The sequence below is a fragment of the Paracidovorax cattleyae genome, assembly GCF_900104515.1.
Taxonomy (GTDB): Bacteria; Pseudomonadota; Gammaproteobacteria; order Burkholderiales; family Burkholderiaceae_C; genus Paracidovorax; species Paracidovorax cattleyae.
Genome location: NZ_FNJL01000022.1, coordinates 91,263 through 97,684 on the forward strand (window position 1 = coordinate 91,263; position 6,422 = coordinate 97,684).

The following is a 6,422-nucleotide window of genomic DNA, read 5'->3' on the forward strand; positions in this document are numbered from 1 at the left end:
GACAGCGCCACCAGCAACCTGCCTTGGGGGCAGGCCGCCGGCCAATCCCGATACGGATGGAAGGTCAAAATCGAAGTCCACGGCAAAAAGATAGCTAGCCAACTAAACTTCAGCCATGTCCGGTGCCCCACGTCCCGCGTCTGCCGATCCGGCGGAACTGCGAAACCTCACGTTCACGCTCAACCTGCTGCAGCGCGCCTACCGTGCTGCGGCCGACCGGGCGGTCGCGCACCTGGGCGTGTCGCAGGCGGCCGGCTGGGCCGTGGTGACCATCGGTCGGCATGGCGATGGCACCCGCCAGGGCGTGATCGCCGACCTGCTGGGTATCGAAGGGCCGACGTTGATCCGCACCCTGGACCAGTTGGTCGCCGCAGGCCTCGTCGAGCGCCGGGACGACCCGGCCGACCGCCGCGCGCGCACGCTGCACCTGACCGAAGCCGGCAAAGCGATCCTCGCCCGCATCGAGGAAGCCCTGAACGACCTGCGCTCCGAGCTGTTCCAGGACATCCCGGCCGAGGACGTGCGCGCATGCCTGCGCGTCTTCGGAACGCTCTGGACGCGCCTGGGCAAGGCCGACCGCGGCGGAGCCGCCACAGAAGGCTGACATGCCACTGCCCCGCCTGCTGCCGCGCTTCACCCCGGCCGAAATGCTCTTTTCCGCGAAGTGCTTCGCCGCCGCCATGCTGGCCATGGCCGTTGCCAGCTGGGCCGGCCTGCCGCGGCCCTTCTGGGCGCTGATGACCACTTACATCGTGGCCAACCCGCTGGCCGGCGCAGTACGGTCCAAGGGTGCGTTCCGCCTGGGCGGCACGCTGCTGGGCTGCGCCGCCACGCTGCTGATGGTGCCGGCGATGGTCGATGCGCCCGAGCTGCTCACGCTGGCGCTGGCCCTGTGGGTGGCGCTGTGCCTGTTCGTCTCGCTGCTCGACCGCACGCCACGCTCCTACCTGTTCATGCTGGCCGGCTATTCGGCGGCGCTGATCGGCTTTCCGGCCGTGAGTGCGCCCACCGGCATCTTCGAGACGGCCTCGGCCCGCGTGCAGGAGATCGGCATCGGCATCGTCTGCGCCGGACTGGTGCACAGCCTGGTGTGGCCGGTGAGCATGGGCCCGACGCTGGTCGGGATGGTGGACCGCACCCTGGCCGATGCCGGTGCGTGGCTGCGCGCCATGCTGCAGCCGCCCGCCCCCTCCGACGGTGGTCTGTCGGCCGCGCCCACGCAACAGGCCGCCCGGCGCAAGCTGGCAGGCGACATCTCCCAATTGCGCGTGATGGCCACGCACGTGCCCTTCGACACCAGCCACCTGAAGTGGACGGCGCAAGCCATCCACGCGCTGCAGCACGAGGTGGCAGCGCTCACGCCCTTCGCCTCGGCCGTGGACGACCGGCTGCGCGCCCTGCGCGATGCCGAGGGCCGCCTGCCGGTGGACGTGGACCATACGGTGGCCCGGGTGCTGGCACGGCTGGCCGACAGTGGCCGCGCAGCACCGGATCAGCCTGGCCTTCCGCTGGCCGCAGGCGATATGGCCGAGCTGCGCACGGCGGCCCGTACGCTGGCGGATTGCGCACCGCCGCCCACGACCGGTTGGATCCTGGCGCTGCGCACGGGCCTGGCCGTGCGCCTGGAGGAACTGATCGATGCCTGGGCCGCGTGCGTGCAGTTGCGGGAACGCATCGACGCCGGCCTGGCCGGCCGCCCGCAGCCGCTGGCGGCACCGGGCCAACGGGCAGCGGTGCCCGCCGCCCGCAACGTGCTGCACCGCGACGTGGGGATGGCCGCCTGGTCGGCCGTGGCAGCAGCCGTGGCGATCTGCCTGTGCTCGGCCTTCTGGATCCTCACCGGCTGGTCCGGCGGCGCAGCCATGCCCATGATGGCGGCGATCTTCTCCTCCTTCTTCGCCGGCATGGACGATCCCGTGCCGGCGATCTACGCCTTCCTGAAGGCGTTGCTGCTGTCGCTGCCGCTGGGCGCGCTCTACGTGCTGGTGCTGATGCCGCTGGTGGTGGATCTGCCCACGCTGGCCGTGGTGTGCGCGCCGGTGTTCCTGGTGCTGGGCGTCTACATGGCGCGGCCCGCGACCCTGCTGATGGCCATGGGACTGTTGCTGTCGGGCGTGCTCGGCACCCTGTCGCTGCACGACACCGGCCAGGCGGACTTCGCCAGCTTCGTCAACAGCTCCATCGGCCAGGTGCTCGGCGGGGCCACGGCCGCGGTGGTCACGGCACTGGTGCGCTCGGTGAGCGCCGAATGGAGCGCCCGCCGCATCCAGCGCCGCACCTGGCGCGAACTGGGGCAATTGCCGCGCAATGCCGACCCCGCCCAGGCCCGCCTGCATGCAGCCCGCGTGCTCGATCGCATCGGCCTGCTGGCACCGCGCATCGCCCAGGCCGGCGGCACGGTGGCGGGCGTGAATGCCGACGACGCGCTGGTGGACCTGCGCATCGGCACCGACCTGCATGCGCTGCGCCACCACGCCGCGCTGCTGCCGGGCCGGCTGGGGCCGGACATCCTGGCGCAGGTGGCAAGGCTGTTCCGCGAACATCCGGCACGGTCCACCACCGAGCAAGCCGCGCAGGCGCAGCCCCTGCTCGCCGAGCGCATCGACGAGGCGCTGCAGGCACTGCTGCCCCCGGCGCCTGCCACGCAGGCCTGCCCGGCCGGTAGCGCGAGCACGGGCACGCGCGACGAGCGCCGCCGTGTGCTCGCCGCCCTGGTCGGCCTGCGCCGCAACCTGTTTCCTTCGCGGCCCTGGCCGGCTGCCCCCAGTCCCACGCAGGAGGCCATGGCATGACCGGCGAAGCGACGTTCTATGGCGTGTACGTGCCCTGGCTGCTGCTGCTGGCCATCGTGGCCTGGGCCCTGTGCTAGGGCGCGCGCCGCCTGCTGGGCAGCCTGGGTGCCTACCGGTGGGTCTGGCATGCCGCCCTGTTCGACACGGCTCTCTATGTGCTGATCCTGTTCCTGCTCACCCGGCTCACCGCGCCGGGAGGACTCTTCTTCCCATGACATCGACAACGACAAAGACGATCTCGACGCGCACCCGCGCCTTCGCTGTGCAACTGGCCCGCGTGCTGCTGACGCTGGGCATGGTGGCCCTGGCCGCCTGGGCCGCCATGCGCCTGTGGGACCACTACGAACTCGCGCCCTGGACCCGCGATGGCCGCGTGCGCGCCAACGTCGTGCAGGTGGCCCCCGACGTGTCGGGGCTGGTGCACGCGGTGCAGGTGCAGGACAACCAGGCCGTCAAGGCGGGCCAGATGCTGTTCGAGATCGACCCGGCGCGCTTCTCGCTCGCCGTGCAGCAGGCGCGCGCCGGCGTGCAGTCGGCCCAGGCCAGCCTGGCGCAGGCGCGCCGCGAGGACGCCCGCAACGACAGCCTGTCGGACCTGGTGCCGCGCGAGGCGCGCGAACAGACCCGGGCGCGCGTGGAAGCCGCCGCCGCCGCGCTGGCCCGGGCCGAGGTCGATCTGCGCACGGCCGAACTCAACCTGCAACGCGCCACGGTGCGCGCGCCGGTGGACGGCTGGGTCACCAACCTGGACCTGCGCACGGGCGCCTACGCCGCCGCCGGCCGCGGCGCCATGGCGATCGTCGATCGCGGTTCCTTCTACGTCGAAGGCTATTTCGAGGAAACCAAGCTCGCCCGCATCCATCCTGGCGATGCCGTGCGGGTGACGCCCATGGGCAGCCGTATGGCGCTGTCCGGCACGGTGCAGAGCATCGCCGCCGGCATCGCCGACCGCGACCGCTCCACCGGCGCCAACCTGCTGCCCAGCGTCAGCCCCACCTTCAACTGGGTGCGCCTGGCGCAGCGGGTGCCGGTGCGGGTGCAGTTGGATGCGCATCCGGGCGCCGCCGGGCTGGTGGCCGGCCAGACCGTGCTCGTCGAAGTGGTGGCCCGGGAAGGCCGGACATGACACGCCGCCCCGCCGTCCCCCGTGCCGCCAGCGCCGCCCGGCAGGCCGTACCCCCGTTCGCTGCCCTGCTCGCCGCCCTGCTCCTGGCCGGCTGCGGCAGCCTGTCCGTCGGGCCCGACTACCACGTACCGGCCGAGGCAGCCGTGCGTGATCCGGCCGCGGCCCGGCCCTTCCAGGAGGCGCAGGCGCCCGGCGCCGATGCCGCCGTCTCCGCCGAGCCCCTGCCGCCGCGCTGGTGGCACCTGTTCCGCGACCCGACGCTTGATGCCCTGGTGCAGGAGGCGCTGGCGCACAACACCGACCTGCGCGTCGCCGCCGCCAACCTGGAGCTGCAGCAGGCCGCACTGGCCCAGGTGCGGGCCGCCGAACAGCCGCAGCTGTCGCTGTCCGGGGGCCCGGGCTTCGGCCACGTCTCGGGCCTGTCGGAACTGGCACCCGGCGTCAGCCCGTCCAACCAGTTCGCCTACAGCGTGGACGCGGGCCTTTCCTATCAGGTCGATGTGGTGGGCGAACTGCGGCGCGCGGCCGAAGCGGCGCAAGCGGACTCCGCGGCTGCGGCGGCCGCTCTCGACCTGGCCCGCGTGAACGTGGCCGCGGGCACTGCACGCGCCTATGCCATGGCCTGCGCCACGGGCCAGCAACTGAAGGTGGCCGAATCCTCCGTCGCCCTGCAGAAGGAGCAGTTGGGCGTCGTGCAGCGGCTGCACGATGCAGGCCGCGCCGGCGCCACCGACCTGGCGCGCTCGCGCGCGCTGCTCGCCCAGCTGGAGGCGGCGCCCCCTGCACTGCAGGCGCAGCGCCAGGCCGCGCTGTACCAGCTGGCGGCCTGGCTGGGCCGCACGCCAGGTGCGCTGCCGGCCGCGGTGCAGCAGTGCGCCACCGTGCCGCAGGTGGCCGGCGCGCTGCCCGTGGGCGACGGGGCCGCGCTGCTGCGCAGGCGGCCCGACCTGCGGCGCAGCGAACGGCAACTGGCCGCCGCCACGGCCCGCATCGGCGTGGCCACGGCCCAGCTCTATCCCAAGGTATCCCTGGGCCTGTCGGCCAGCTCGGCCGGGCCGGCCGGCGACTTCCTGGGCAGGGATACGTTCTCCTGGAGCATCGGGCCCTTGATCCGCTGGAGCCTGCCCAACACGGGCGCCGCCCGCGCCCGCATCGCCGGCGCCGAGGCTGGCACCCGCATGGCCCTCGCGGGCTTCGACGGCGCCGTGCTGCAGGCGCTGCGTGAGACGGAGACTGCACTGTCGGCCTACCGCCAGGAACTGGTCAGCGTCGAGGCACTGAAACGCGCCCGGGACGACAGCGCCCAGGTGGCCCGGCAGGCCCAGCGCCTCTACGTGGGCGGCCGCAGCGCGTACCTCGATGCGCTGGACGCCCAGCGCTCGCTGGCCACTGCGGAGGCCAGCCTCGCGGCCGCGCAGGTGCGGGTGGCGCAGGAGCAGGTGGCGGTGTTCATGGCGCTGGGTGGGGGATGGGAGTGAGGCCGGAATCGCGGGTCGCGCATGGAAGCCTGCGACCGGATTTCACTCCCACTCGATCATCAACAGGTCGTCAGAACCCGCATGGTTAAGGGATTGGCTGTGATCGACATGGGGCCTTACCGTCGCTTTTACCGTCAGAAGCAGCCACCTTTTGCTGGCGCGGCAGATGGAGCAATTTGCGGGACGGCGATTCTGACAACACCATTGTCAACCAGTCCGTAGCATATCGAAAACTCTCTGTTCCGTCAGTCAATGTCGAAAGCAACTGACCCGACTTACAACCTCTCCGCAAGTGCCCTAAGCCTCTTGCTTTGCTTCGCCACCTTGATCTGCGCCCGCCCCTCTTTGCTTACCCGAATCGAAGTGGCGTATTGAACGATAGCGTCATGCGCCTCCTTGCTATTGGCTTCGTACCAACCGGACTTGTAAGACAGCGATCCTGCAGCGACCATGCTGTCCAGATCGGGGTAGTTGTCTACCCGATCCTTGATCAGCTTCTTCAAGGCAACTATGTCTTTTTCCGTGAGTGGCATAATTAAAGTCCTTCTCGATGGTCGTTCGCTCATAGTAGCGCAAGCCTCAAATTAGGCAGGGCCGATCTGCCACCTTGGGAAGTGGTTTACCAGCAAAGCCGGCACTGGCTGGATGCGGACTGCTTCGAGGCGATGGTCTGGGTGACCTGCCCCCTTCAGCCGTGCCAATGTTGAGTTAGCGAGTCCAAGGGTTTGGAGATTACTTGATCTCCGGTTGTTGCACAGCATCGCCAGTGCGCTGGCGATGCTGTGCGGCGAAACTGGCCGGCGGTATGCGCCCCAGTGAGCTGTGCGGGCGTACTTCGTTGTAGTCCCGCCGCCATCGGGCAATCTCCTGCCTGGCCTGTGGCAGTGACTCGAACCACTGCTCATTGAGGCACTCATCCCTGAACTTGCCGTTGAAGCTCTCAATGTAGGCGTTCTGCGTCGGGCAGCCTGCGTCGTTGAGCAAGTGCCGAACGCCCCGGGCCGCCGCCCAGGCCATGAACGCCCG

General features: G+C 70.6%; 7 protein-coding genes. 5 read left to right on the top strand and 2 right to left on the bottom strand.

What is annotated here, in order from left to right:
• The first annotated feature begins 115 nt into the window (after positions 1-115).
• The 5 genes from BLR05_RS17565 to BLR05_RS17585 all read left to right on the top strand — a co-directional run bounded on the left by BLR05_RS17565 (position 116) and on the right by BLR05_RS17585 (position 5,396).
• On the top strand, positions 116-604 hold the full coding sequence (locus BLR05_RS17565; RefSeq protein ID WP_092836593.1) for a MarR family winged helix-turn-helix transcriptional regulator: 489 nt from the start codon (positions 116-118) through the stop codon (positions 602-604).
• Position 605: 1 nt separating this feature from the next.
• On the top strand, positions 606-2,792 hold the full coding sequence (locus BLR05_RS17570) for an FUSC family protein (RefSeq protein WP_225979269.1): 2,187 nt from the start codon (positions 606-608) through the stop codon (positions 2,790-2,792).
• 92 nt (positions 2,793-2,884) lie between these two features.
• Entirely contained in the window at positions 2,885-3,007 is a 123-nt protein-coding gene (locus BLR05_RS27765; RefSeq protein WP_434802842.1) for a DUF1656 domain-containing protein, read from the top strand.
• Entirely contained in the window at positions 3,004-3,918 is a 915-nt protein-coding gene (locus tag BLR05_RS17580; protein WP_092836595.1) for an efflux RND transporter periplasmic adaptor subunit, read from the top strand. The genes BLR05_RS27765 and BLR05_RS17580 overlap by 4 nt, the downstream gene beginning before the upstream one ends.
• Complete coding sequence (locus BLR05_RS17585; protein WP_092836598.1) at positions 3,915-5,396, top strand: efflux transporter outer membrane subunit; 1,482 nt, start codon at positions 3,915-3,917, stop codon at positions 5,394-5,396. Before BLR05_RS17580 ends, BLR05_RS17585 begins: the two co-directional genes overlap by 4 nt.
• Positions 5,397-5,671: 275 nt before the next feature.
• Here the strand turns inward: BLR05_RS17585 and BLR05_RS17590 are convergent, their stop codons facing one another.
• Positions 5,672-5,899, bottom strand: a complete 228-nt coding sequence (locus BLR05_RS17590) for a hypothetical protein (RefSeq protein WP_225979259.1) — start codon at positions 5,897-5,899, stop codon at positions 5,672-5,674.
• Positions 5,900-6,128: 229 nt separating this feature from the next.
• Positions 6,129-6,422, bottom strand: a 294-nt coding sequence (locus tag BLR05_RS17595; RefSeq protein ID WP_143015951.1) for an integrase core domain-containing protein, incomplete at its 5' end; no start/stop codon positions are given.